This window comes from Kocuria sp. SL71 (assembly GCF_026672465.1).
Classification (GTDB): Bacteria; Actinomycetota; Actinomycetes; order Actinomycetales; family Micrococcaceae; genus Kocuria; species Kocuria palustris.
In genome coordinates this window covers 2,172,766-2,195,672 of the sequence record NZ_JAPPRE010000001.1, presented here as the reverse complement: position 1 = coordinate 2,195,672, position 22,907 = coordinate 2,172,766, and the positions used below count along the sequence as shown (strand labels likewise).

Sequence of the window (22,907 nt, the reverse complement as noted above, 5' to 3'; positions counted from 1 at the left end):
CGCAGCATCCTCTTCGGAGGGGCAGAGAGCTGGAGCCGGTCGTCGGTCGGAGTGCGATGGGGCCCATGCCCACACCACCGCATCATCCGCCGGCGTCTCTGCAGGCGCGCACATTCACCCTCGACGACGCACGCGCCGCTGGCCTGACGCGAGCACAGCTCTCCGGCAGGGCGTATGGCAGCGAAGGGCGCAGCCTCTGGTCCTGTACGGAGCATCGGGCACCGGAGACTCCGCCGGGGCACGCCCCGTCGCTGGCGCTGCCGGCTCAGGTGGTGACTCCAGGAGCTGTGATCAGTCATGTCACCGCGGCGCAGGTGCTCGGTCTGCGACTCTCGAAGCGCCTTCGCGGCTCCACAGCGGTCCACCTCACCCAGACGGCTGGCCGGAAAGCCCCCAGACGGATCGGCGTCGTCGGGCACCGAGCACTCCTGGTCCCTGAGGATGTCGTGATGCGCGCGGAAATGCTGGTCACCGGGCCCACGCGGACCGCCGTCGATCTGGCCGGGATGACCCGCGGCCGGGGCCGACCGCTGCTCACCGACGACGACCTGCTCGTTCTGCTGGAGGGCATCATCGATGAGCACTCGACGGGCCCTCGAGCCGGCCTGGGGTGCCTTCGTCCGCTGGAGACGATGGCGACCGATCTGCGGCGGATGTCGCGTGTGCGCGGCGTCGCGCGGGTGCGGCAGGGACTCGAGCGTGCGCTCCCCGCCGTGGACTCGGCGCTGGAGACGCGAATGCGCCTGCTGCTGGAGGCCTTCGGTCTCCGGGGGTGGGTCACCGACATCGAGCTGACGGCGCCCGGGCATCGATCAGTCTGGCCCGATCTGGCGGACGTGGGGAATCGTCTTGCCTTGCAGATCGAGGGCCCCCACCACGACGGCATCGATCAGCGAGTCCGAGATATCGAACGCGAGCGAGCGACCGTCGCCGCCGGCTGGCGCGAGATCCGCCTGAGCTGGAAGGACATGCGCCAGGAAGTGCCTGGGACAGCTCCGGAAGCGGTCCGACTGGTACGGGCTGCGAGAGCGGGTCGCTGAGCTTCGAAGCCGCATTTGCGCACCTGATCAGAGTCGATCGGAGTCATTGGTGCGGCTTGAACTGACGCGTGGGACGAGGCCGCACCACCGCAGGTCATCAGCGCTGAGCGGTGGTGCATGTGCGGCTTCAACGGGAGTCGTCTGAGCAGAGCCGCTCTGACCTGGGCGACGGTGAACGACCTAAGGTGAGAGCGGCCCCGACCTCAGGAGTTCTCCATGCCCTTCCGGCAGATGCTTCCCTCGCCCGCGCTCCAGGCGATCGGCCGCGACTTCCTCGCCGATGACGCCACCGTCGTCCGCAGCCCCCGTCAGCCCGGCGATCTCACGGGCGGGACGCGCGTGACGACAATCCACGGCGAGCACCTCGCCGTGCTGGCGCGCATGCCCCAGGATCCCGTGGCGAGCCATCTGGGAGTCGCCGCGGACATCTCCGTGGCCCAGGGCATCCGGGAGGGGCTGGGGAAGGGCGAGTCCATGCTCACGCTGTCGCTGCGGGTCGAGCAGCTCAGCGCGCCGCGCTCGGGGGAGACGCTGCGCGGTGCGGGCCAGCTGCTCAGTGCGGGGCCGACCGGCATCGTGGCCCGCGGCGTGTTGGTGGGCGAGGACGGGCGCGCGGTCGCCGAGGCGCTGGGACGCTTCATGGCGGTCGACGGCCAGGGCGGCTACGCGGGCTCCAGCCCGGAGTCCACACAGCAGTGGGGAGAGGTCGCCGAGCCCCAGGACTGGGCGCGGCTGCTGCCGCTGGAGCCTGTCGGGGACGACGACGGCCGCTTCAGCGTGATCCCCTCCGCCGACACGGCCAACAGCGCCGGGATCATGCACGGCGGGATCCAGATGCGCCTGCACGAGCTGGCGGCAGGACGGATGCTCGCGGCCAAGGCCGCGCACGAGGGCCGTGGCGAGGCGGCCCAGGCGCTGAGCCGGCCCGGATCAGCGGACGGCGCACGCAGGGCCGTCTCGATCGGGACGACCTATCACCGCCCGGTGCCGGTTGACGGCCCACCCCTGAGCGTGGGGGTCGAGGTGCTCAAGGACGGCCGCCGGATCGCGATCACGCAGTCGCAGGTCCGCGATCCGCAGGGTCGGCTGCTGGGCTCGAGCGAGATCGTCTGGGCCCGCGGCTGAGCAAGAACGACCTCATTGGTCGCAGTGGCTGTCCATTCCGGCAACGCCGGTGACCGTGGTGAGCAGGAATACCGAGTCCTCCTGGGCCAGGACCCCGTGGCGGTGGTGCGTCAGGGCTGCGATCTCGCCCTCGGAGAGCTCGTCGTGCTCCTGGGCCGTGACGTGGACCCGGCCGCGCAGCACCTGCATGGAGGCCGCGGGCGGCGAGTTGTGCTCGGCGAGCTCCGCGCCGGCTCGCAGGGCCACGAGGGTCTGCCGCAGCGGGCCGTCGTGGACCAGCAGGCGAGCGGCTCGTCCGTTCTCCTCGCCCCGCGCGGTCTCCAGCAGGTCGTTGGCGATGCGGTGCAGCGGCTCCATGGCGGTCCTCCGTCTCGACAGGATGCGGCTCCGGTGAGCCGATGCCTTCAGGGTGCCCGCTGGACGCGCCAGGCGCCTTGATCCCGGTCAACGAGCGGAAGTGCAGCGCGCCCCGGAACCACGGCGTCCTCGTCGCGCTCCAGCGGCCGCGACGAGGACCGCGGGGACCTCAGACCGCCTGGATGATCTGGAAGCTCGCACCCTGCGGATCCGCCACGGTGGCCAGGCGGCCGAAGGGCGAGTCCATGGGTCCGTCCAGGACGGTGCCGCCCAGACGGGTCGCGGTCAACAGCGCGGCGTCCACGTCCTCCGCGCCGAAGTACACGCGCCAGAACGACGGGGTGCCCTCCGGCAGGAAGCTCGCGGCCTCGCACAGACCGGCGGCAGCGGCCTCGCCTGCGCCGTGGGTCGCGTAGCGCACGCCGGAGGGTGCGTCCTCGGACTGCTCCGCCTCGTCTTCGCCCATGCGCGCGATATCCCAGTCCAGGACGTCGCGGTAGAAGGCCTCGGAGGCGTCGTAGTCGGTGGACATGCACTCGAACCAGCAGGGCAGCCCTGGCGCGGCGGCGGCCTGGATGCCGTCGAACGTTCCCGGCTGCCACAGGCCCACGGCGGCCCCGGCCGGATCGGAGAGCACGGTCATGGAGCCCAGATCGGACACGTCCATGGGCGGGAAGAGCACCTGCGCCCCGGCGGACTCCGCGCGGGAGACCGTGGCGGCGATGTCCGACGTGCGCAGGTAGACGGTCCACGTGGTGGGGCCGTTCGGCTCCTCGGTGGGTCCGTCGGGGCCCATCAGCGAGGACATGGCGCCGCCGATCGCCCGTCCCTCGTGAGTGATCGTGTGGTAGTGCCCGAACTCCTCGCCGCCGTCCTGGAAGGACCAGCCGAGCAGCTCGGAGTAGAACCTCTGGGCGCCGTCGAGATCGTGGGTGGACAGGTCGATCCAGATCGGTCCGCCCTGGACGGGATTCAGCTTCTGCTCAGGCACGTGCGCTCCTCTGGCAGGGCCCGGGCCGTTCCCGGGCGTCCGCACGGAGTGTAGGTCCGGGCCTGTGACGGCGGAAGGGTCTGCCAGGATGGACGCGGACGTCGGAAGGAGAACCGTGAGCCTGTCGTCCCTGAACCTCCCGCCGCTGAGCCATCCGAACGGCTCGCCGGTGCGCGTGCTGGTCGTCGACGACGAGCCGGCGCTGGCCGATCTGGTCGCCATGGGCTGCCGCATGCTCGGCTGGGACACCCGCCTGGCCCATCGCGGCCGCGAGGCGGTCGAGATCGCCCGCGAATGGACCCCGGACGTCCTGGTCCTTGACTGGATGCTCCCGGAGTACGACGGCCCCGAGGTCCTCGAGCGCATCCGTCGCACGCAGCCGGCCGTCCCGGCGCTGTTCCTCACGGCCAAGGACGCGGTCGAGGACCGCATCGCGGGGCTGGCCGCCGGCGGCGACGACTATGTGACCAAGCCCTTCTCCATCGAGGAGGTGCTGCTGCGCCTGCACCGGCTGCTGGAGCGCACGGGCATCGCCTCGAGCTCCTCCGACGAGCTCGTGCTGGGCGATCTGTCCCTCAACGTCGTGACGCGGGAGTGCTCGCGCGGCGGGGACCCGATCGAGCTGACCGACACCCAGTTCCAGCTGCTGCGCTACCTCATGGAGAACCCGCGCGCGGTGCTGTCCAAGGCCCAGATCCTGGACGCGGTGTGGGACTACGACTTCCAGGGCCGGGCGAACATCGTGGAGCTGTACATCTCCTACCTGCGCAAGAAGATCGACGCCGGCCGCGAGCCCATGATCCACACCGTGCGCGGAGCCGGGTACGTCATCCGCCCGGCCGCATGAGCCCGCGCCTGCGCTGGCGGCGCAGTCTGGCGCTGCGCACCGTCATCGGGGTGGTCGTGCTCGTCGCCCTGGTGCTGGCGGCCATGGGGACGACGACCGCGCTGATCGCCCAGCGCACGCTCAGCGCACAGCTCGACGACTCCGTGCGCCAGGCCATGAGCCGGTCGTGGAACTTCCTGGGCGATCAGGGCGGCGGTCCGGGCGCCGCGCAGCCGTCGAGCCCGGCTGAGCCGTCCGAGGCGCCCGAGCCCTCCGGAGCCGCCGAGCCCTCCGATGTCGCTGACCCGACGAGCGCCGCCGATCCCGCCGACGACGGCCAGCGCGACCCCCTGGCTGCCCCCGGACAGCCCGTCGGGGTGCTCGCGCTCGTGCAGGAGGACGGGCGGACGACGAGCGCGCGCTACCTGGGCGAGGACGGCGAGATCCGGGAGCTGACGGCCGAGGACGTCGCGGCGATCGAGGACTCCGGCGTCCTGAACGAGGCCGCCGAGCCCCAGCAGGACTCCGACGCCCCGGTCCGAGCCCTCGAGCTGTCCATCGGCGCCTATCGCATGGGCGCCTCGCAGGCCCCATCCTCCCCGCAGGACGGGGCGGAGAAGGCCCCGGACGGCCAGGCGCAGGCATCGCAGGCCCCGGCCCCGTCGGCATCGCCGCAGGACGCACAGGTGAAGACGCAGGACCGCGTCGTGGTCACGGGTCTTCCCGCGGCGCAGATCGAGCGCACCACCGCCACGATCGTGACCACGGTGGTGCTGGTCTCGCTGGCGGCGCTGGCCGTCATCGCCGCGGCCGGGCTGTGGTGGGTGCGCCGGTCGCTGGAGCCGCTGCGGCGCATCTCGCGCAGCGCCTCCGACGTCGCCCAGCTGCCGCTGGCCCAAGCCCGGGTACCGGTCGCGGATCACCTCGTGCGCGGCGATCTGGCGCAGGAGGGATCCGAGGTCGGGGAGGTCGGCCGGGCGCTGAACACCCTGCTGCTCAGCGTGGACCATGCCATGACCCGCCGTGACGCCTCCGAGGCCCAGCTGCGCCGCTTCGTGGCCGATGCCTCCCACGAGCTGCGCACCCCGCTGGCCTCGGTGCGCGGGTACGCGGACATGCTGCGGCTGCGCGAGGGACTCACCCCGGACGGTCAGCGGATCCTGGACCGGCTGCTCGCGCAGGCGCAGCGCATGAACGGGCTCGTGGAGGACCTCCTGCTGCTGGCCCGCCTGGATGCCGACTCCGGAGCCCAGCAGCAGCCGTCCGGAGACCCCGTGGATCTGGGCGAGATCACCGCCGAGGCCGTCATGGACGCCCAGGCCGCCGGCCCCGAGCACGCCTGGGAGCTCGACGTCCCGGACGAGCCCGTCCCCGTGCGAGTCCCGGCCGCTCAGCTGCAGCAGACCGTCGCCAACCTGCTCTCCAACGCCCGCAAGCACACGCCCGCCGGGACCCGCGTCACCACGAGCCTGAGGATCCGCGACGGCCGTGCAGTGCTTGCCGTGGCCGACGACGGCCCCGGCATCCCGGAGCACCTGCAGCCCACGGCCTTCGACCGCTTCGCCCGCGGCGACGATGCCCGCACCGCCGGCGCCGAGGGGTCCTCGGGGCTCGGGCTGGCGATCGTGCGGACCATCGCGGAGTCCGCCGGCGGCAGCGCCCGGCTGAAGTCCCCGGCGCCCGGGTATGCGCACGGCACCGTCGTGGAGATCGAGCTGCCGCTGGCCTGAGCGGACCCGCTGCCTGCCGCGCTGCGAGTGCTGCCGGGCCCCAGTGCCGACAGCTTGGCCCGGTCTGCCTGGGCAGCAGCTGTCGGAGCATCGGCAGCGCTGTCAGGCAGCGCGGGTGCCTGCTGCGGCGCCGTCCCGTCGGTCGCCGTGGTCCAGGCGATCCAGCCGGTAGCCGATGCCGCGCACCGTGCGCAGCGCCGACCCGGAGCGCGGCAGGCGCGCGCGCAGCCCGGAGATTGACTGCTCGACCACATTGGAGCTGACCTCCTGGGCCGGGTCCCAGGCGGCGGCCAGCAGCTGATCGCGCGACATCACCCGGCCCGGATTGCGCATCAGGACGGTGAGCAGGCGGAACTGCTGGGCGGTGAGCTCGAGCTCCTGGCCGTCATCCGCAGCGCGGTGGCCCAGCACGTCGACCTGGAGCGGGCCGTTGGTGAGCAGGTCCGGCATCCAGGTGCGGGGGCGTCGGGCCAGGGCGCGCAGCCGGGCGCGGATCTCGATCGGGGTCGAGGGGGAGGGCACCACATCGTCGGCTCCTGCCTCCAGGGAGGCGGCCAGCGATTCGCCGTCGGCCTCGGCGGCGATCACCAGCACGGGCACGCCCACCTCCTCCTCCCGCAGGGAGCGCACCAGGAAGGCGTCGGCGCGGCCCGCGGAGTCGGTCGTGACCACCACGGCCTCGGGCTGGAGGTCCGCGCAGGCCCACGCGAGCTCGGAGGGGCGCACGGCCTCGATCAGGAGGTCATCGGCGGCCCATCCGGGCGGCACGGGCTCGTCGGTGCGGCGGGATCGGGCGGTCAGGTCCACTGTCAGGATTCTCATAGCCGCGAATATCCGGGCCGAGCCTGTGCTGGGACTGTGCCGGATGCCTGCTCGCGCTGAGACCTGCTTCGGCCCCTGTCCCCGGCGCACGCGGCGGATCCAGGGACGGGCCCGGGGCCCCGCTGTGCGTTCCGAGCCCCACATGCCGCTGTGAGCGCGACAGCCTCCGCACAGACTCGGATCACGGAGGAGGCGCAGGGTTCTGGTCATCGGCAGCCGAGACCGGCCGCCGGAAAGTTCCTGTCAGCGACGAAAGCAGAGAAGACCTTGACCACCACGACGACCTCCACCCGACGCCGCGGCCTGTCCCGCTTCGCCCTGGGCGCCGGCGGTGCGGCCCTGGCACTGACCGCTGGGCTCTCCGCTGTGCCGGCCAACGCCGCCGACACCGGCAACGCCACCCTCGAGGCCATCAAGCAGTGCGAGTCCGGCGGCGACTACACCGCCGTCAACGCCTCCTCCGGAGCCTCGGGCGCCTACCAGTTCCTGGACTCCACGTGGCAGTCCCTGTCGGCCTCGGCCGGCTACTCCACGGCATCCTCGGCCCCCGAGTCCGTCCAGGATGCTGCGGCGCTCGAGCTCTACGCGGCACAGGGCAGCAGCCCGTGGGCCGCCTCCGAGTCCTGCTGGTCCGGGGCCGTGGGCACGACGGACGCCTCGGACTCCTCGGACGAGGACACCACCGCCGAGGACACCACGACCGGCACCGAGACCACGACGGAGACGGCTGCGACCGAGACCGCCACGGTCTCGACCGGCACGGAGACGACCGGCACGGTCGCCGCTCAGTCCGGCACCGCGCTCGCAGTCCAGGCGGCTCCGGCCGATGCTCCGGAGGCTCCCTCGGACATCCCTGCAGATCTCCTCGGCGGCGCACCCGCGGCTCCGAACGGCGCCGAGCAGGTTTCCGCCCCCAGCGGTCAGGCTCCCGCCGGCCAGGTCCAGGGCAGCCAGGGCAGCCAGGGCCTTGCCGCTCCCGCGATGGCGGGCGCTCCGGCAGGCTGCTGAGCTCGCCCGAGCACTTCCTGAAGGACAGGGCTGCGGCCCCGCACCGTGCGGTGCGGGGCCGCAGCCCTGATCCGCGCCCAGAGCGGATCCTCTCGGCCTCGGTCCTCCTGCCGGGGGGAGTGCCGGCTCGGCCTCTGCCCTCCTGCCGGGCAGCGCCGGCTCAGACCCGGACGATCCGCAGGGAGAGCGTGGGATCAGCCCTCGCCCAGGAGGCGTCGCGCTCGGGCGATCACGGGGGCGTCGACCATGGCTCCGTCCACGGCGCTGGCTCCGTCGACGGCCTCGACCACCGAGCGGGCCCAGGCGATCTCCTCCTCGGTGGGCGCGAAGGCCTCAGCCGCCGCCTCGACCTGCGCGGGGTGGATGCACAGCTTCCCGGTGAAGCCGTCCTCCCGGGCGCGCAGAGCCGCCCGACGCACCGGCTCCAGATCGCGGAACTCGGGGGTGGGGGAGTCCAGCGGGCCGGCCAGGTCGCGGGCTCGCGAGACGGTGACCACGCGCGCCATCGCCGCAGCCATGGTGCGCGAGTCCGCGCCGCAGCCCAGGTCGAAGGCCAGATCCAGCGCTCCGACCGCCAGGCGCACCACGCCGGGCTCGGCCACGATCTCCTCGAGGGCCAGCAGTCCGGCGGCCGACTCCACGGTGCCCACGATCCCGACCTCGAGACCCAGGCCGTCGCGCACGTCGCGGACCTGATCGGGCGACTCCAGCTTGGGGATCAGCACGGCGTCGAGCAGCTCGGGGGCCTCGGTGCAGCCCGGAGCGGAACCGCCCACGGCGGACGCGGCGGCACGGGCCGACGCGCTGTGCTCGTGGGCCCGAGCGGCACGGCGCAGAGCATCCAGATCGGCGCGCCCCGCCTCGGTCTGCGGTCCGTTGATCCGCACGGCCACGGGCCCTGTGAGGGCGCCCGCCTCATGGGTCCCGGTGAGCAGAGCGATCAGGTGCTCGCGGGCGGCGTCCTTGTCCGCGGCGGCCACGGCGTCCTCGAGGTCCACCACCACGCAGTCGGCTCCCGAGCCCTGGGCCTTCAGCACGCGATCAGGGCGCAGCGCGGGGGCGAACAGGGCAGTGCGGGCGGTCGCCAGCTGGGCGGAGGACGTCATCATGGCTCCAGGGTAGAGCGGTGGCGCGTCTGAGCCCGTCCCAGGTCGGACGGGCCGATTCCCTCTCCGGATTTTCATCCAGCGTCATGTACCGACATGTTGACTTCTCATTCCATCCGGTGTGTGCATTCGTGATTCCCTTGAGAAGTCTTGAGTCCGCGAGGTCACCTCATGGCCCGCACACCATCTGGTCGCCGTTTCCCAAGGAGCACAGCATGAGCCTGGATCGTCATCTCCGCACCCCCCTGACCGTCGGGCTCCTGGCCCTGACGGGCGTCATCGGCCTGTCGGGCTGCGTGCCCACCGTCGAGGACGACTCCAGCGACTCGGGCCAGAGCGAGGAGACCGAGGCCGCGTCCTCGGAGGAGACGCAGGCCGAGGAGACCCAGGCCGAGGAGACGCCGTCGGAGGAGCCCTCGGACGACGCCTCGGAGGAGGCCTCCGAAGAGGCCTCTGAGAAGCCTTCCGAGGACGCGTCCGAGGACGCCTCGGAGAAGCCCTCCGGCGACGCTTCCTCGAAGTCCCAGGATGCTGCTCCGGCCGGCGATCTGGTCGATGCCTCGAAGCTCTCCGGCGAGCCCATCGAGGTCGTCGAGGGCGAGGGCGACGGCACCGTCGAGATCCCCGAGCACGACGAGCCCCTGGTGGTCGTCTTCGAGAACACCTCCAAGGACGAGTTCAGCTACCTCTACGGCACGGCCGATCCGGGGCAGAGCCTCGACGGCGCCGAGACCGGCGAGACCGTGATCTTCCTTCTGGATCCGTACGGCTACAACGGCGGCCTCGACTCCAACACCAAGAAGTGGAAGATGGAGGGCGATGCGAGCGACACCTTCAAGATGAGCTTCTACCCGCTGGATTCCATCCCGGAGGTCAAGGACGGCCAGGGCTCCGAGGCCGAGGGCACCGGCATCTTCCGCTGGAACCTCGAGGATGACGGCTACTACGCGGTCAAGCACGACGGCGAGTCGAACTTCATCGTCCACGGCGAGTCCCCGGAGGACAACGGAGAGACCTCGCAGCTGGCCTTCAACGAGATCGGTGCGATCGACGGCGGCCTCGAGGTCGAGGACGGCGAGTACATCATCACCGTCGACGCCGACGGCAAGTGGAGCTTCTCGCCCATCACCGAGGAGGACTACGAGAAGAACTACGAGCCGGTCGAGGAGTGATTGCTCACCAGCGGGCCGCCTGAAGCCGGCTGGCCCCGCTGACCGCTGCGAGAGCCCCCTTCGCGTGCATGCGAAGGGGGCTCTCGCGCGTCGTGGACCACCGGTCACGTGTTTGCGGATGTAAAGATTCGTCACAATGAGCTGTTCGGGCGACAATTGTTTGCACCTGCACATTTGCAATGGTTAACTCTGAGGTGTCGGAACGAAGAGGACCGGCAGGCACCCCAGCCGAGCACCACCAATGACACGATCTCAGGAGGTCGTCATGAGCACGAATCGCACTCTCCGCACCCCGCTGACCGTCGGCATGCTGGCGGTGACCGCAGCCTTCGGGCTCTCTGCCTGCGTCCCCACCGAGGAGCCGGCAGTCGAGGAGACCGAGGCCACGCAGCCCGCCGAGACCGAGACCGAGCAGTCCGCCGAGACGGAGCGCCCGAGCGAGGAGTCGAGCGACTCCGGCCAGGACTCGAGCGAGGCTCCCTCGGAGGACACCGATGACAGCGCCGCGAGCACCGACGCCAAGGGCGCCCCCACGGACGGCGACGACGCCGAGGCCAGCGGCAAGGCCACCGAGGGCTCGGACTCCTCGGACAGCAAGGCCTCGGGCGACACGGTCGATGCCGGCGCCATGAACGGCGAGCCGATCGAGGTCATCGAGGGCGAGGGCGGGGGCACCGTCGAGATCCCCGAGCACGACGAGCCCCTGGTGGTCGTCTTCGAGAACACCTCGGAGGACGAGTACAGCTACGTCTACGGCTCGGCCGACAAGGGCCAGACCCTCTCCGGCGTGGAGACCGGCGAGTCCGCGACCTTCCTGCTGGACCCGTACGGCAGCAGCGGCGGCCTGGCCTCGAACACCTCCTCGTGGGACATGGAGGCCGAGGAGGGCGACACCTACACCCTGAGCTTCTACGAGATGGACGCGCTGCCCGAGGCGGGCGACGGGGACACCATCGAGGCAGAGGGCTCCGGCGTCTTCCGCTGGAACTCCGAGGAGGATGCCTACATGGGGGTGGAGCACGACGGCGAGTCGAACTTCATCGTCCACGGCGAGTCCCCCATGGACGACGGCACCGGCACCCAGTACGTCTTCAACGAGATCGGCGCCGTGACCGGCGGCCTGGAGATCGAGGAGGGCGAGTACATCATCGCGGTCGACGCCGACGGCAAGTGGATCTTCACGCCCATGACCGAGGAGGAGTACGAATCGGCCAGCTCCGATTCCTGAGCCGCAGGCAGCGTCGGGTCGCCTGATCGACGCGCACACGACGACGCCGCGCCGCGGTCCCCGCCATGGGGGAGCCGCGGCGCGGCGTCGTCGCGCGTCCTGCGGGTGAGGGTCAGTAGCCTGGCGGGCATGTTCAGTCACCCCGCCGCACCGGTGCCGCCCCAGCAGCCGCAGGACTCGAAGGTCGCCGGCTCCCCCGCCCTCGACGCCGATTGGGCTGCGGCCGCCACGCGCTGGGAGCCGGAGATCCGCCCGGCGTCGCCGGCGCACTGGTCCTGGCTGCGCTGGGCGTGGGAGCAGCTCGACGGAGACCTGCCGTCGTCGGCGGCACCTGCTTCTGGCGCGGCGGAGGGGTCCGAGGCGGCTGTGCAGGGCGACGCTGCGCTGCTGGATGCGTCCCTGGCCCTGCTGACGGCCTTCCTGCGGGCCGCCGACGGCGACGCCGAGGTGCTCTCGGGCGCGGGGGCCGAAGCCCCCGACGGCAGCGCCCTGCGCGGTGCGCCGAGCGCGGCCGCGGTGGCGGAGGATCTCGCCGCGCGCTGCGGCACGACCCTGTGCTTCGCCCAGCTGTGGAGCCTGGCCCGTCCGGAGGAGCTCCAGGAGGATCCCTGGGCGGAGCTGGGCGGGGATCCTGCGGAGGCGGATCAGGAGACGGAGGTCGTCGATGTGCCCGGCGAGGAGGCCCGGCGCCGCCCCCTGTTCCCGCTGGACAGCGATGACATCGCCTGGATCGTCTCCGGGTCCATGACCGCGGCCAAGGACAGCACCTGGCAGTGGTTCTCCGGCCTTGCCGCCGGAGCCGCGCAGAGCTGACCCGCGCTGAGCTGCTCCGCGCTCAGGGGCGCTCCCGGCCTGTCCGGGCGCCGCGCCCCAGCACGACTGGCACTGCGGTCGGCAGGCCCGGCGGCCGGGAGGGTCTCAGAAGCCGATCGTCCAGCCGCTGTCCACGAGGCTGCGGGCGTAGGCGGCCTGTCCCAGGTGGGTCGAGGCGTCCTCGAAGGTCGAGACCAGGCGCACGCCGCGGGTCACGGGCGGGTCGTAGGAGTCGTCGATGACCTCGGCGATCTCGTCGTCCGACAGCGAGGCCGCGTACCGGGCCGATGCCTCCGTCACCTCGGTGAGGTAGGCGGCCAGCTCCTCGAGAGAGCTGGTGGTGACCGCGCCGACGTCCTGGGCCGAGTCGCCGAAGCCGAAGTCCTCGGCCCCGCGCTCGATCCCCAGGCGCTGCGCCCAGCCGCCTGCGCTCCAGACCTGCTCCCGGCCGCTGAGCGGGGCGACCTGGACGTCCTCCTGGCGGGCGGCGTGCCAGATCAGCCACACGATCGAGTTGTGGATCCCATCCGGCTGGGTGTGCGCCTCCTGGAGGCCCAGGCCGTCCAGCACCAGTCCTGCGGTGTCGGCGGGGCGGCGGGCGAGGTCCTCGAGCAGCTGCTGAGCGGCGGTCATGATTCCTCCTGCGGTTGGCTGGCCCCTGCCTCCGGGGCCGTTCTCACGACCCTATGACCGCGCCCCGACACGACGAGAGGCCCGAGCTGCCGGCGTCACGCAGTGTCATCACGACGCAGGTGTGTGCTTTAGGGAACGCATGAGGCAGGATGGAGGCGGAGCCGGATCCACCGGCATCCGTCACACCACCGCGGAGAAGGAGCACCCCCATGGGCTTCCGGAAGTCACAGACCACCCAGTCGTCGTCCGCCGAACACGAGGAGCTGGACACCCAGCCCGCCGAGCAGCTGCGCTCGGGCGCGCCGAAGCGCCGCCGCTCGCCGCTGATCCTCGGCGCCCTGTCGCTCAGCGCCGGGCTCGCCCTCAGCGGCTGCGTCGCCACCGGCGGCGACGACTCCTCCGACGACTCGTCGTCCTCCTCGTCCGAGGAGACGTCGAGTGAGGAGAGCACGGAGGACTCCGGGGCCGCCAGCGAGTCGCCCTCGGAGGAGTCCACGGAAGGGGCCTCCGAGGACTCCTCGGACGACGCCTCGTCGGAGTCTTCGGATGATGCTTCCAAGGGCGCTTCGGACGATGCGTCGGGGGGCCCTTCGGAGGACGACTCCGAGGGCTCGGGCGGCGGATCGGCCTCCGCCTCGGGCGATGTGGTCGAGCTGTCGGGCCTGCCCGATGTGGAGCCGGTGCAGTCCGAGTCCGGCTCCGGCAGCGGCGAGTTCGCCCTGGAGCACCCGGACGGCGAGGATGCCCCGGTCTACACCAGCCGCTCCGCCAGCGGGGACAGCTCCATCTACGCCTACTTCACCGGGCAGCGCACCGACGGCTCGTCCACCTCCATGGGCGGCGTGGTCCCCGGCACCACCGGCGTGGGCTTCGAGGACCCGTACTGGATGGACGATCGCATCACGGACGTGTCGGTCGAGGCTCCGGATGACGTCGAGTGGCAGTTCGACGTCTACTCGATCGACGAGATCCCCGACGTCAGCCCCGGCCAGTCGGTCAAGGCCGACGGCTCCAAGGTCTTCCACTGGACGGGCGAGGAGTCCGGGACCTTCGACGTGAAGGTCGAGGGCGACGGCAACTTCATCGTCAAGGCCGAGACCGCCGATCCCGACGGCCCCACCTCCCAGACGATCTTCAACGAGATGGGCCCCGGCGAGGGCACCATGGAGCTGCCGGCCGAGGAGTACTTCATCACGGTGGAGTCCAGCGGCCCGTGGGAGTTCACTGCCCAGTGACGCCCCTGATGATCATCGTGGCACTCAGAGGATGATGGCCACGATGATCATCACCAGGACCAGCGCCAGCGCGAAGATCCCCCAGTTGCGCAGCGTGGTGCGGAACTCGGCCTTCTCGGCCTCCGTGGTGGGCTTGGGGGTCTCATCGCCCAGGTAGCGGAAGTCGTAGGAGCGCGGCGGCTGGCCCTCGGTCGTGCCGCTGCCGGGGCCGTAGCCCGGTCCGCTGCCCTGCCGAGCCCGCGGGACGTCCTCCTCCGAGCCGGAGGGCTGCCCGAAGGCAGCAGCATTCCCGCCGTCGAAGCCCACGGGCCGGCCGAAGTCCGGGCCTGCGGGGGCCGGCTGCTTCCCTCGCCCGACGGACGCGGCTCCTCCGTGGCCGGCTCGTCGGCCGGATCGCGGCCCAGCATGGAGGCAAGGGCGGAATCGTCGTCCGAGGTCCACGACGGTGCGGGGTCGTCCTGATGATCTCGATCCTGCGGCCCGGAATCGCCCCGGCGCTGGGCGGCCTGCGGGGCGGAGCCGTCCCTGCGGTCGAGATCCTGTGCTCCGGGGTCCTCCTGGTGAGCAGGGGCCTGCGGCGTCGAGTCGCCGGCCCCCGCGGTGTCCTCGCCCGCGGAGGCCTGCTCGGCGCGCTGGCGTCGGGCCTGCTGATCGGCAAGGCCCAGGGCATCGGTGAGTCGGCGCAGCCGATCCTTGAGGGCGCGGCTGAGGCCCTTCTGCTCGGAGATCTGCACGGCTCGCTGCGACACGCGGCCGTAGATGCGTCCGTCGTCGTCCACGCCCAGGTGCGCGGCCGCCTCGGCCGCCTCCACGGGAGGCGCCCCGGGGCTGGGCTGGGCGGCCCAGCTCAGCAGCTGCACGGTCGCCGGCGTGCCGAGGGCCTGTGCGGCGGCGGGGCGCAGCGCCGGCGCGAACCGCAGCTCGAGCGCCTGGGTGCTGGCAGCGGCCTCGTCGTCCAGGGCGTCGATCGCGCCGCTGTCCGAGAGGACGGCCTCGAGCAGCACCGCGGCAGCCACACGATCCCGGGGCTCGGCCCCGGCGTCCGACAGGACGGCCCTCAGCGTCTCGCGGGAGGCCTCCGCATCCCGGGTCAGCGCGGACAGGCGCTCCGGATCCGCCTGCGTGAGCTGCGAGGGATGCGACAGCGCGCCGCCCGGCTGCTCGTCGGAGCCTGCGGAGGAGCCGCTGGAGCGATTCGGGGACACGATCAGCACCTCTTTCATGGGACGGGGTGTGTGCCCGAGCCTACGCGGGCGAGCGTGCCTGCGCTCAGGCCTCCGCCAGGCGCAGGGTCCCGTGCACCGGCGGAACGCGCAGCGGCTCCGGCGCGCTCAGCCCGGCTGCCGCCGCCCGCTCGGCCAGGGCCTCCACCAGGATCGACGACGACCCCAGCCCTCCGCCCAGCACGATCGGGCCCGTGAGGCTCAGCTGCTCGGCGACCCCGGCCGCCATCTCGATCAGGTGCCCTGCGGCGGCCTCGAGCAGCTCGCGAGCTCCCAGGTGGCCGGCGCTGGCGCAGCGGTCCACGTGCGTGGCCAGACCCGCCCAGGCGGTGCGCTCGAAGCGGTCGTGGAAGTCCGCGATCAGCTCCGAGCGCTGGGCCAGGCCGCGGGCCTCGAGCACGGCGCGGTCGAGCTCATCGGCCGGCTCGTCGGCGTCTGCCCGGCGCAGAGCCCGGCGCACGGCCGCGCGTCCGACCCAGAAGGAGCTGCCCTCATCGCCCAGCAGGTAGCCCCAGCCGCCTCGGCGGGCCTCGGAGCCTTCGACGGTGCGGCCCCAGGCCACGGAGCCGGTGCCGGCGATCAGCGCGATGCCCTCGTCCGCCCCGGCGGCGGCCAGCAGCAGACGGGTGTCGTGCACGATGCGGAACCGCGCTGCGGCCAGAGTCCCCGCGGCCTCGATCACGAGCTGCCGGAGCCGGCGGGCGTCGTCGTCGGTGTCCACACCGCCCGCCCCGATCACCACGTCCACGTGCTGCGCGGCCGGATCCAGCCCGGGGGCGCCCAGCTCCTCGAGCACGGCGGCCAGCCTCTGCCGGGCCTGGTCGCGGCTCACGTTCTGCACGTTGGAGCTGCCGCCGGAGGCCTCGGCGCCGATGACGAGCTCGGGCCCCGGTGCGGCGGCGGGGCCGTCCGCGCGCAGGCCGCGGGTGGAGGTTCCGCCGATGTCCAGGCCGATCACGGTGCGCTGCTGCATGCCTCCAGGCTAGCCAGCGGCTCTCGGCACTTCCTCTGGGGGAGAACGGCGTTGTGATCCGGGCCGCAATCTTCCTACTGTGGTCATACGAAAGTCCCCTGATGAAAAGGAGCACTTCAGCATGACGACCACTGACACCTCCGTCACCGTCACCCGCGAGATCGATGCCCCGGCGGCCGAGATCTTCCGGATCCTGTCCCTGCCTGCCCGCCACGTCGACTTCGACGGCTCCGGCAACATCAAGAACGGCTCGGACCAGCGCATCGAGAAGGCCGGTGACGTCTTCACCATGGACATGCACCGCGAGGACCAGGGCGGCGACTACAAGACCGACAACACGGTCACAGGCTTCGACCCCAACAAGCTGATCGCCTGGAAGCCCGCCAGGCAGGGCACCACGGTCGAGGACAACGGCTGGGAGTGGGTCTGGGAGCTCGAGTCCCTGGGCGAGGACCAGACGCGCGTCACCCAGACCTACACGTGGAAGGACGCCAACCCCGAGATCCTCAAGAAGGTCCACTTCCCCATGATCTCGGAGGCGGAGCTGGAGGAGTCCATGAACCGCCTGGCCTCCGTCGTCGCCTCCTGATCGACTGACGCATGATCCCGCACTCGGGATCGGCGGACCACGGCGCCCCGGCTCTTGCGAGCCGGGGCGTCGTGCCGTCCGGGTGCCCGTCTTGCGACCCGGGGTGACTGAGGGGCTCGCGAGGAGTCGCTCACGCAGGGCTTGGGCGAGCGATGGTCTGCGCAGGCGACTCCTCGCGGGTGCGAGGTGCCCGTGCGGCTGCGTCGGTCCTTGAGATCGGAGGAGCCCGGGCATGCGAGGACCCCGGGGCGTCGCGATCGCCTCCGGGGTCCTCGTCTGGTCTTCGCGGTCCTACTGCGGGGTCGGCTTGCCACCGTGCTCTTCTCGATGGTTATCGCCTGCGCCGCATGCGAGCCGCCGGTGTGTTGATGACCCGTCTCCCGTTGTGCTGGGCTCGATCGTCAACCGGTTCGGCTGCTGCGGTCTGCTCCGGCCTTCACTGCGCGGCTTCGGCAGCCCTGCCCGTGTCGGTCCCGCTGATGGATGCCTTCTCCATTCGCACTCCCGTCTGTCGACCTGTGGTGCGCCAGACGCTACTCCTGTCTGCTGCTGTGAGCAAGGCCACATCGCGAGGAATCTCGACGGCTCCCGAATGGGAGGATGGCGCCATGAGCACCGCCCCTGACAACGGTCCAGCCTCCGTCCGCCTGGACGTGTGGTTATGGTCCGTCCGGATCTTCAAGACCCGCTCGGAGGCCACGACGGCCTGCCGGGCCGGGCACGTGCGGCTCAACGGTGCTCCCGCAAAGGCGGCGCAGGCGCTGCGCGTGGGGGACACGGTCACGGTCAGGCGCCCGGGCTGGCAGCAGGAGATCGTGGTCCGCAGGCTGCTGCTCAAGCGCGTGGGCGCCCCGGTGGCCCGGGAGTGCTACGAGGACCGCTCGACCCCGCCGCCGCCCCAGCTGCGCTCCGCGGTGCCGCAGCGCGACCGGGGTGCAGGGCGGCCCACCAAGAAGGACCGTCGCAAGATCGAGCAGCTGCGCGGGTACTGAGCACAGAGGCGGCCGCCGGCGAGAGCCTCCCTGCGCCCCCGGAGCAGCCGGCGGCGGGCGCTTCTCACGCGCGCGGCGGGCAGCTGCGCGCGAGGCCCTCAGCCGGCGTGGTCGTCGCGGCGGCGGGAGAGGTAGGACAGCAGCGAGGGCGCGTGGTCGTCGTGGCCGTAGATCTCGTCCATCGCATCGGCCGCCGTGGGCGCGCCGCCGCGGCGTGAGGGACGGTCCTGGTCGAAGGGCTCGTCCGAGCGCGTCGGCCGCGACGTCGGACGGGGGCGCGGGGCCGGGACCCGGTCCTCGCGGCGGATGCGCTGGCCCGCGGATTCGTGCAGGGCCCGCGTCCCGGAATCCTCCTGTCCCTGGTGGCTGCGCTGGCCCAGGTAGGCGCGCAGGCCCTGGGGCTGCTCGTCCGCGGCCGCCGGGCCCGGGCGCTGAGACCCCCGGCCGCTTCCTCGACCGCGCCCGGAGCGGCCGCGCGCGGGCTCCTGCTGCTCCACGGGTGCGCCGCGACGGGCCTGCTTGGCGCGGATCGCGCGCTGCACGGAGCGATCGACCAGCACCTCCGGCGGGCCGTCGTCCGCAGAGCCGTGCTCTGAGTCCCCGCGTGCCCCGCGCCTGCCGCGACGTCCGCGGCGCAGGGGCTCGTCCCGTGCGGGCACGGTCTGCAGCGGGGCGGTCTGCGGACCGTCCTCGGAGGCCCTGCGGTGCTCGTCGTCGTCCACGTAGAGCGGCAGAGCGGCAGTGGGGTCGTCCTCCTCGGCGCGATCGACCCGCCGGGTCGCGGCGATGCTCGCGGCGGTCGGCCGATCCTCCCGGTAGCGGGGCATCCCGGCGATGGAGTCGAGGTCCTCGGCGCGGCTGCGTGCGGGCTCGGGCTCGTCCTGCCAGTCGTCGTCCCGTTCCTCGTCCTCCCAGACCTCGTCCGGGGTGGGGTCCGGCTCCTGGGAAGAGCGCGGGCGGGCTCGGTGGTCGCGGACGTCGCTCCAGGCCTGCCAGCCGCGCAGCAGCCGCCAGCCCAGCCATAGGATCGCCGCGATCAGCGCGATCACTCCGGCGCCGTAGCCGCGGGCCATCCAGGCCAGCATCACGAGCAGCGTGAGGATCCCGCCGCCCAGTGGTGCCAGGGCGTACGGGGAGAGCTCGGGGAGCCAGCCCAGCGTGGGGGCGGAGAGGCGACGACCGCCGAGCAGCCCCAGCCGCCAGCGGCGCACGCGGACGCCGCGCAGGACGTCGTCCTGGGCCCCGGGCTCCCACTCGGCGGAGCCGTGGGCGAGCAGGACGCGGTCGGAGCTGAACATCGCGGCCACCAGCAGGTGCAGCCCGATGGCCAGCCAGGCGATCGGCAGCCCGACCGCGAACCACAGCGCGATGACCCGCACGGGAGCCGGGACCCCGGAGGCGTCGTAGACCGTGAAGTCCAGGGCTCCCCAGGTCAGCCACAGCAGCCCGATGCCCGCCGCGGCTGCGACCAGTCCGTTGAGCACAGCGCGCACGCGCAGCGGGGGCCACGACGGGTGGGAGGAGCGCACGGGGCGTCCGCCGGACGAGCGGGCCATCGCGAGACCTCCTGGGGGGTGCGGGTCAGGCCGAGAGGCCCTGGATGGATACTGTGGAAGGCTAGCAACGGGGCGCGACGAGCAGGCGCTCGAAGACGGCGGAAGACGACGGAGGCAGGACAGGTGCAGCGCAGCGATGTGCCGGGCGGCAAGGGGCTGAATCGGCGCATCCTCGGACTCGCCGTGCCTGCCTTCGGCGCCCTCATCGCGGAGCCGCTGTTCCTGCTGGCGGACACCGTCATCGTGGGGCGGCTGGGCACCGAGCCGCTGGCCGGCGTGGCCCTGGCCGGGGCGGTCGTCCAGACGGCCGTGGGGCTCATGGTGTTCCTGGCCTACTCAACGACTCCCGCAGTGGCCAAGCACCTGGGTGCCGGGCGCATGCGCGAGGCGCTGGCGGTGGGCCGCGACGGACTCTGGCTCGGCGCAGGCCTGGGCGTGGTCCTGGCGGTGCTCGGCGCCGTGCTGGGGCAGACGCTGCTGCAGGCCATGGGCGGTCAGGGCGCGGTGCTGGAGCAGGCCTCGTCATACCTGTGGTGGTCGCTGCCCGGGCTGCCCGCGATCCTGCTGGTCACCGCCGCCACCGGCGTGCTGCGCGGGCTGCAGGACACCCGCACCCCGCTGGTCATCGCCATGGCGGGTGCTGCGCTGAACGTGGGCGCCAACGTGACGCTGGTGCACGGGGTCGGCATGGGCGTGGCCGGTGCGGCGCTGGGCACGAGCCTCACGCAGTGGGCCATGGCCGCCGTGTACCTGGTCATGCTCGGGCGGCGCTGCCGGGCGGAGGGCGTGGGCATGGCCACCTCCCCGCGCCGGGTCGCAGCGCTGATGGGGGTGGGCTCGTGGCTCATGCTGCGCACCGTCTCCCTGCGTGCCGCGCTGATGCTCACGGTCGTGGTCGCGACCCGGCAGGGGGCCGAGAACCTCGCGGCCTATCAGCTGATCATGACCATCTTCAACGTCATGGCCTACGCGCTCGACGCCCTGGCCATCGCGGCGCAGGCGCTCGTGGGCAAGGAGACCGGTGCTCGGGACACCCGCGCCGAGGGCCCCCGACGGCGACGAGGCCCGGGAGGCCGTGCGCGTCCTGGTGCGGCGCATCGTGAGCTTCGGGATGGTCTTCGGCGTGGTCACCGGGCTCGTGGTGGGGCTGGTCCTGCCGCTGGCCGCGCCCCTGCTCACGCCCTCGCCCGACGTCCAGCGGCTCTTCGCCCTCGGGATGATCGTGGTGGCCCTGGGCCAGCCGCTGGCGGCCTGGGTGTTCGTGCTCGACGGCGTGCTGATCGGAGCCGGCGACGCCCGCTACCTGGCCCTGGCGGGTGTGGTGAACCTGGTGGTCTACCTGCCGATGCTCGCAGCACTGGTGCTGGCGGATCTCGGCGGCTCGCTCGGGCTGGTGCTGCTGTGGATCGCCTACGCGTTCGGCTACATGGGAGCTCGCGGGGTCACGCTCGGAGTGCGCTCCCGAGGGGATCGCTGGCTGCTTCAGGCCTGAGCCGCTGCGGGCGGCGGCGCCGCTCGACTGACTCCGCGGGGCGCATCACCTGCTTCGATGATCCGTCGATGCGTGAGCGGTGGAGAAGCGTCCGGCCGGGGCCCGCCGACGCGACGACCGGGCGCACCTGGAGCCCATCTCGAGAGGTGATCGGCGGATGCCGTCGGTTGCCATCACAACGGGCCCGGATGTGCGCGCTGTCATAGAATGAAGGTGGAGAGGCAGTCAGGAGCGGCGCCGCAAGGCGCACGGTCTCCGGGCCCGATCCGCCAGGTCGCACAGGGCCTCTCCACCGGCTTTCAGCGTGGAAAGGCAGAGCGATGACCCAGAAGATCCTCGTCGGCTATGACGGCTCCGAGTTCGCGGAGAAGGCCCTGGATTGGGCCATCGGAGAGGCCAAGGCCCTGGACGGCGAGCTGACCGTGGTGGTCTCCACCGGTCGCCCCGTCGTGGCGGATGCCGCCATCACCGGTCCGTTCCTGGAGAAGATCGAGGACGAGGCCGAGCAGACCGCCCGCCGCGGCGTGCAGAAGGCCAAGGATGCGGGCGTGCGCGCCCAGGGCGTCCTGGAGCGCGGCGACGTCGCCGGGGTCCTCGTCAACGAATCACGGGACAGCTCCCTGGTGGTCCTGGGAAAGCGCGGCCTGCACGGTCTGCGCGGCCGCCTGGGCTCCGTCTCCGCCGCCACCGCCGCCCACGCCGAGTGCCCGGTCATCGTCCTGCCGGAGACCATCGAGCCCACCCAGGGCGACTTCACCGGCCGCGTGGTCGTGGCCGTCGACAAGCTCGGCCTGGAGTCCCCGTCGGTCCGGAAGGCGGCCGAGTACGCCCAGGCCCACGGCAAGGGCCTCTCGCTCGTGACAGTGATCCCGTCCGTGACCTCCCTGCCCTCGGGCTCCGCGGAGCTCGATCAGGCGGTCTCGGAGCAGCTCACGGAGCCGGCACGGAACATGCTGCAGGAGGTCGAGGACGACGTCGTCAAGCAGTTCTCCGGCCTGGACACCAGCATCCACATCCTCTCGGGCCGCCCCGCCGACGCCCTCGTGCAGGCCTCCGCCTCCGCGGACCTCGTGGTGATGGGCACGCGCGGCCGCGGCGGCTTCCGCGGACTGCTCCTGGGCTCGGTCTCCCAGGCCGTGCTGGTCGACGCCGTGTGCCCCGTGATGGTCGTGCCGAACCGGGCGCAGGCTGACAAGAGCTGAGTCCTCAGCCTCTCGGGCGAATCCCCGCGGCGCGCGCTTCGACGCCTGAGCCGACTCAGCGGCTGCGCCGTCAGGACCTCGCACTACAGTGGCGGGGCATCCCGTTGCGGATGCCCCGCCGCTGTCGTCCCCGGAAGCTGATGCCCGTGTCCTACGAACCAGCAGCCCTGCGCGGTCTGGTCGCGCCCACCCTGGTGCGCGCCCTGCTGACGCTGGCCTTCGCCGCCTGCACGATCTTCGTGACGGACCCGAGCCTGGGCTTCAGCATCTGGCTGCTCGGGCTCTGGATGGCCGCCGTGGGCGCCTGCGTGCTGTGGGGCGATCTGCGCTCCCGTGACCACGAGAGCCTGGATCTGGGCGGACTGGCCACCGTGCCGCGCTCGACCGGGATCATGTGGGTCCTGGGAGGCATCGCCGTGGTGATGATCCCGTCCACCGCCGAGATGCTGGCGCTGGTGGCCTCCGTCGTGCTGTTCCTGGTCGGCCTGCCGGAGGGCTGGCTGGGCACGTCGCGCCGCGGCCTGCATCCCCTGGCCAAGGACTGGCAGATCGTGGGTCTCGTCACCGCCGCGGCCGCGATCGGCGTGCTGCTCGTGGCCGGGCTGGGGCCGCACGCGATCCTGGGTGTCGTGGGAGGCGCTGCGATCATCTCGGGGGTCCTGCTGCTGCTCGCCGGTCTCACCCTGCGCCATGAGTCCCGCTCCGGCGGGGTCCCCGCCGATCCGGACCCGCGCGGCGCGGAGTAGACTGGAACGGTGTGCCTCCTGCATGCCCGAGCGTCCGATCGACGCTCG

Annotated in this window: 22 protein-coding genes and 1 pseudogene; 15 read left to right on the top strand and 8 right to left on the bottom strand. The window is 72.3% G+C overall.

The window, feature by feature from the left end; genetic code table 11:
• The first annotated feature begins 461 nt into the window (after window positions 1-461).
• On the top strand, window positions 462-1,040 hold the full coding sequence (locus OVA15_RS09890) for a hypothetical protein (protein ID WP_268144665.1): 579 nt from the start codon (window positions 462-464) through the stop codon (window positions 1,038-1,040).
• A 216-nt stretch (window positions 1,041-1,256) separates the two neighbouring features.
• Window positions 1,257-2,165: a PaaI family thioesterase gene (locus tag OVA15_RS09885; protein ID WP_024289603.1), complete on the top strand. Its 909-nt coding sequence runs from the start codon at window positions 1,257-1,259 to the stop codon at window positions 2,163-2,165.
• Between the two features lie 12 nt (window positions 2,166-2,177).
• On the opposite strand, the gene OVA15_RS09880 is transcribed toward OVA15_RS09885, so the two are convergent.
• Together OVA15_RS09880 and OVA15_RS09875 are read right to left on the bottom strand one after the other, a co-directional pair.
• Window positions 2,178-2,522: a cupin gene (locus OVA15_RS09880; protein WP_251714352.1), complete on the bottom strand. Its 345-nt coding sequence runs from the start codon at window positions 2,520-2,522 to the stop codon at window positions 2,178-2,180.
• 169 nt (window positions 2,523-2,691) lie between these two features.
• Window positions 2,692-3,513 carry a VOC family protein gene (locus OVA15_RS09875; RefSeq protein WP_082677015.1) on the bottom strand — a complete coding sequence of 274 codons (822 nt, stop codon included), beginning with the start codon at window positions 3,511-3,513 and terminating at the stop codon, window positions 2,692-2,694.
• A gap of 88 nt (window positions 3,514-3,601) precedes the next feature.
• On the opposite strand from OVA15_RS09875, the gene OVA15_RS09870 reads away from it, so the two are divergent.
• Window positions 3,602-4,360, top strand: a complete 759-nt coding sequence (locus OVA15_RS09870) for a response regulator transcription factor (RefSeq protein ID WP_051452672.1) — start codon at window positions 3,602-3,604, stop codon at window positions 4,358-4,360.
• Window positions 4,357-6,069 carry an ATP-binding protein gene (locus tag OVA15_RS09865; protein ID WP_268144662.1) on the top strand — a complete coding sequence of 571 codons (1,713 nt, stop codon included), beginning with the start codon at window positions 4,357-4,359 and terminating at the stop codon, window positions 6,067-6,069. Before OVA15_RS09870 ends, OVA15_RS09865 begins: the two co-directional genes overlap by 4 nt.
• Before the next feature lie 102 nt (window positions 6,070-6,171).
• Here the strand turns inward: OVA15_RS09865 and OVA15_RS09860 are convergent, their stop codons facing one another.
• A complete protein-coding gene (locus OVA15_RS09860) occupies window positions 6,172-6,891 on the bottom strand; it encodes a response regulator transcription factor (RefSeq protein WP_204782390.1) in 720 nt (239 codons plus the stop codon).
• A gap of 267 nt (window positions 6,892-7,158) precedes the next feature.
• Between OVA15_RS09860 and OVA15_RS09855 the strand changes: the two genes are divergently transcribed.
• Window positions 7,159-7,899 (top strand): transglycosylase family protein, encoded by a 741-nt coding sequence (locus OVA15_RS09855; protein WP_285728337.1) that lies wholly within the window; start codon window positions 7,159-7,161, stop codon window positions 7,897-7,899.
• Window positions 7,900-8,093: 194 nt separating this feature from the next.
• Here OVA15_RS09855 and OVA15_RS09850 read toward each other — a convergent pair whose 3' ends face one another.
• Window positions 8,094-9,008 carry an HpcH/HpaI aldolase/citrate lyase family protein gene (locus OVA15_RS09850; protein ID WP_268144659.1) on the bottom strand — a complete coding sequence of 305 codons (915 nt, stop codon included), beginning with the start codon at window positions 9,006-9,008 and terminating at the stop codon, window positions 8,094-8,096.
• A gap of 212 nt (window positions 9,009-9,220) precedes the next feature.
• Between OVA15_RS09850 and OVA15_RS09845 the strand changes: the two genes are divergently transcribed.
• From OVA15_RS09845 to OVA15_RS09835, 3 genes are all read left to right on the top strand, one after another.
• Window positions 9,221-10,177, top strand: coding sequence for a hypothetical protein (locus tag OVA15_RS09845; RefSeq protein ID WP_268144657.1), 957 nt, complete (start codon window positions 9,221-9,223; stop codon window positions 10,175-10,177).
• Between the two features lie 265 nt (window positions 10,178-10,442).
• Window positions 10,443-11,405: a hypothetical protein gene (locus OVA15_RS09840; RefSeq protein ID WP_268144655.1), complete on the top strand. Its 963-nt coding sequence runs from the start codon at window positions 10,443-10,445 to the stop codon at window positions 11,403-11,405.
• Window positions 11,406-11,534: 129 nt separating this feature from the next.
• On the top strand, window positions 11,535-12,218 hold the full coding sequence (locus OVA15_RS09835; protein ID WP_268144653.1) for a hypothetical protein: 684 nt from the start codon (window positions 11,535-11,537) through the stop codon (window positions 12,216-12,218).
• A gap of 105 nt (window positions 12,219-12,323) precedes the next feature.
• On the opposite strand, the gene OVA15_RS09830 is transcribed toward OVA15_RS09835, so the two are convergent.
• Window positions 12,324-12,851: a mycothiol transferase gene (locus tag OVA15_RS09830; RefSeq protein WP_268144651.1), complete on the bottom strand. Its 528-nt coding sequence runs from the start codon at window positions 12,849-12,851 to the stop codon at window positions 12,324-12,326.
• Between the two features lie 209 nt (window positions 12,852-13,060).
• Here OVA15_RS09830 and OVA15_RS09825 point away from each other — a divergent pair, with 209 nt between their 5' ends.
• Window positions 13,061-14,086 (top strand): hypothetical protein, encoded by a 1,026-nt coding sequence (locus tag OVA15_RS09825; protein WP_053448045.1) that lies wholly within the window; start codon window positions 13,061-13,063, stop codon window positions 14,084-14,086.
• Window positions 14,087-14,136: 50 nt separating this feature from the next.
• On the opposite strand, the gene OVA15_RS09820 is transcribed toward OVA15_RS09825, so the two are convergent.
• Window positions 14,137-15,291: a hypothetical protein gene (locus tag OVA15_RS09820; protein ID WP_268144649.1), complete on the bottom strand. Its 1,155-nt coding sequence runs from the start codon at window positions 15,289-15,291 to the stop codon at window positions 14,137-14,139.
• Between the two features lie 64 nt (window positions 15,292-15,355).
• Window positions 15,356-16,282: an N-acetylglucosamine kinase gene (locus OVA15_RS09815; protein ID WP_024289615.1), complete on the bottom strand. Its 927-nt coding sequence runs from the start codon at window positions 16,280-16,282 to the stop codon at window positions 15,356-15,358.
• Between the two features lie 121 nt (window positions 16,283-16,403).
• On the opposite strand from OVA15_RS09815, the gene OVA15_RS09810 reads away from it, so the two are divergent.
• Together OVA15_RS09810 and OVA15_RS09805 are read left to right on the top strand one after the other, a co-directional pair.
• A complete protein-coding gene (locus OVA15_RS09810; protein ID WP_024289616.1) occupies window positions 16,404-16,871 on the top strand; it encodes an SRPBCC domain-containing protein in 468 nt (155 codons plus the stop codon).
• Between the two features lie 608 nt (window positions 16,872-17,479).
• Window positions 17,480-17,863, top strand: a complete 384-nt coding sequence (locus OVA15_RS09805) for an RNA-binding S4 domain-containing protein (protein ID WP_006214070.1) — start codon at window positions 17,480-17,482, stop codon at window positions 17,861-17,863.
• A gap of 98 nt (window positions 17,864-17,961) precedes the next feature.
• On the opposite strand, the gene OVA15_RS09800 is transcribed toward OVA15_RS09805, so the two are convergent.
• A complete protein-coding gene (locus OVA15_RS09800) occupies window positions 17,962-19,419 on the bottom strand; it encodes a hypothetical protein (protein WP_024289617.1) in 1,458 nt (485 codons plus the stop codon).
• On the opposite strand from OVA15_RS09800, the pseudogene OVA15_RS13290 reads away from it, so the two are divergent.
• The 4 genes and pseudogenes from OVA15_RS13290 to OVA15_RS09785 all read left to right on the top strand — a co-directional run.
• Window positions 19,378-20,397 (top strand): annotated as a pseudogene (locus tag OVA15_RS13290) (MATE family efflux transporter); the annotation flags it as partial. The gene OVA15_RS09800 and the pseudogene OVA15_RS13290 overlap by 42 nt on opposite strands.
• Window positions 20,398-20,440: 43 nt before the next feature.
• The gene (locus OVA15_RS13285; protein WP_326493285.1) at window positions 20,441-20,911 is read left to right on the top strand and encodes an MATE family efflux transporter; all 471 of its coding nucleotides are present in this window, start codon (window positions 20,441-20,443) and stop codon (window positions 20,909-20,911) included.
• 320 nt (window positions 20,912-21,231) lie between these two features.
• A complete protein-coding gene (locus tag OVA15_RS09790) occupies window positions 21,232-22,113 on the top strand; it encodes a universal stress protein (RefSeq protein WP_024289619.1) in 882 nt (293 codons plus the stop codon).
• A gap of 146 nt (window positions 22,114-22,259) precedes the next feature.
• Entirely contained in the window at window positions 22,260-22,859 is a 600-nt protein-coding gene (locus OVA15_RS09785) for a DUF308 domain-containing protein (protein WP_029643534.1), read from the top strand.
• The last annotated feature ends 48 nt before the right edge of the window (window positions 22,860-22,907 follow it).